Source organism: Micromonospora sp. NPDC049799 (assembly GCF_040656655.1).
Classification (GTDB): Bacteria; Actinomycetota; Actinomycetes; order Mycobacteriales; family Micromonosporaceae; genus Micromonospora.
The window spans coordinates 1-2,019 of sequence record NZ_JBFAMU010000712.1; the positions used below are offsets into that span (position 1 = coordinate 1).

At 72.9% G+C, this 2,019-nt stretch carries 3 protein-coding genes; 2 read left to right on the plus strand and 1 reads right to left on the minus strand.

Annotated elements, in window-relative coordinates:
• Nucleotides 1-124: 124 nt before the first annotated feature.
• Nucleotides 125-529 carry a DUF2267 domain-containing protein gene (locus AB0I76_RS28610; protein ID WP_357041864.1) on the minus strand — a complete coding sequence of 135 codons (405 nt, stop codon included), beginning with the start codon at nt 527-529 and terminating at the stop codon, nt 125-127.
• Between the two features lie 155 nt (nt 530-684).
• Here AB0I76_RS28610 and AB0I76_RS28615 point away from each other — a divergent pair, with 155 nt between their 5' ends.
• Both AB0I76_RS28615 and AB0I76_RS28620 read left to right on the plus strand, forming a co-directional pair.
• Nucleotides 685-954, plus strand: coding sequence for a DUF2795 domain-containing protein (locus AB0I76_RS28615; protein ID WP_357041867.1), 270 nt, complete (start codon nt 685-687; stop codon nt 952-954).
• A gap of 31 nt (nt 955-985) precedes the next feature.
• Nucleotides 986-1,627: a DUF1345 domain-containing protein gene (locus AB0I76_RS28620; RefSeq protein WP_357041870.1), complete on the plus strand. Its 642-nt coding sequence runs from the start codon at nt 986-988 to the stop codon at nt 1,625-1,627.
• The last annotated feature ends 392 nt before the right edge of the window (nt 1,628-2,019 follow it).

Consider the following 2,019-nt stretch of genomic DNA (forward strand, 5'->3'; position numbering starts at 1 on the left):
CCTGCGCCGGCCGCCGCCGCAGCCCGGCGAGCACACCGACGAGCTGCTGGCCGAGGTCGGCTTCGACGCCGAGCGCATCGCCGCCCTCCGCGCGAGTGGCGCCGTCGCCTGAGGCGCGTACCGGTCAGGAGTAGCGCAGGGTGGCGCCGGGCGCCATCGCCGGCTCCACCACGTCCCGGTAGTCCCGTGGGAACTGCATCGCCACGTCGTCGAACTCGGCGCCGGTGATCGCCTCCCGGAGCGTCGTGAAGACCGCCCGCGCGGCGTCCCGGGCCGTCTCCTCGTCGACGTGGGCGCGCGCCGCCACCCGGGCCACGAACTCCGCCGCGCCGAAGCGCTCCGCCGCCTCCCCGCCGCCCTTCACCACCACCTGCAACGGCTGGGGCAGCTGCGCGGCCAGGTCCAGCACCTCGCCGCCGGTGAGCCGGTCGGCGAGCGTCTCCAGCGTCGCCCGGGTCAGCTCCACCGCCTGCTCCGACGACGAACCGGTGCGCCTTGCCACCTGGACGATGAAGGTGTCGTAGTTCATGCGTACTCCCTGAGGGCTGGGTCGGGGCTGGCGGTTACCCGCAGCCGGGGTCGGGGAAACGGCCCCGGTTTTTCCCGCACCGGCGGCGTGAGACCCGGGCGGACGGGTAACCGCCGCCGGTCGTGACCGCATCGATGCCACGAGGAGCCGACACCATGGCGAGCTACGCCGACGTGCTGCAGTACCTGTCGAGCCTGGACTACCCGGCCGAGAAGGACGACGTGGTACGTGAGGCCGAGCGCGAGGGCGCCCCGCCGGACGTGCTGAAGGCGTTGCGGGCGTTGCCGCCGGTCGACTACGCCAACGGCACCGAGGTGGCCCGCTCGGCGGGGATCGACGCCGCGCCGGAGGTCGATGCCACGCAGCGGAACCTGCAGGCGCGGGAGCCGCACACACGGGTGTCGCAGCACCTGCGCGGCATCTGAGTGACCCGGGCCTGCGCCGGCCGCCTGACCCGTGCGTGACGGTCACCCTCCTGCCGCCGTCCAGCTCACCGTCATGGCGCTGGTCGGCGTGCTGGCCGGTGGCGCCACGCTGGTGCTGGCCGGACCGATGCTCGCGCCGCTAGTGGGCTGGGACGCCGCCGCGCTGAGCTGGCTCGCGCTGGTGTGGCACAAGCTGTTCCCGCTCGACGCCGCGCGGACCGCCCGGCTGGCGGTACGCGAGGACCCCAACCGGGCCGTCCGTGACGTGCTTCTGCTGGCCGCCTGCCTGGCGAGCCTGCTCGGGGTGGGGCTCGTGGTGACGAACGCGCACCGGGCGCCGACGCTGCTCTCCCGGAACGCCTTCGGCGGCGTGGGCGTGCTCACCGTGCTGCTGTCCTGGTTGGTCGTGCACACGGTGTTCGCCGCCCGGTACACGCGGATCTTCTACACCGGGATGAAGGGCGGGGTGGACTTCAACCAGCCGGACTGGCCCTGCTACTCCGACTTCGCGTACCTGGCGTTCACCGTGGGGGCCACGTTCCAGGTCTCCGACACGACGCTGACCAGCAACGCGATGCGCCGCGCGGTGCTGGCGCACTCGATGCTGTCGTACCTGTTCGGGGCATTCGTCATCGCGGCGACGGTGAACCTGCTGGCCGGCCTGCCGAAGTGAGACGAGGACGGCACCAGGCCCCGGACAGGCGGGCGCCCCGGGTCGCGAACCGCGTCCCGGGGCGCCACCCCACGAACCTGTCCCCGATGCTGAAGACCCCGAACCGGGGCCTCACCACCAAGCGGTTGATGTACGCCCGAACCAGGCGGGCATCACTGCCGGGACCATCATACGACGAGGAATCATCCGAACGGGTAACAGTTTCGGAACTGTGGGCCGACGCACGTCGGGGCCTCAGGTGCTCAACTCCGCGTAACTCTTCTCCAGGTCCACCCGCGCGAGCGACCCCACCAGCCAGGCGAGGCGTTCGGACTCGCCGCTGCCGGCCAGTCCCGCGAGGTCGTCGGCGGACCGGCCGAGCCCCAGCCGACGGGCCGCGACGAGCGCCCGCC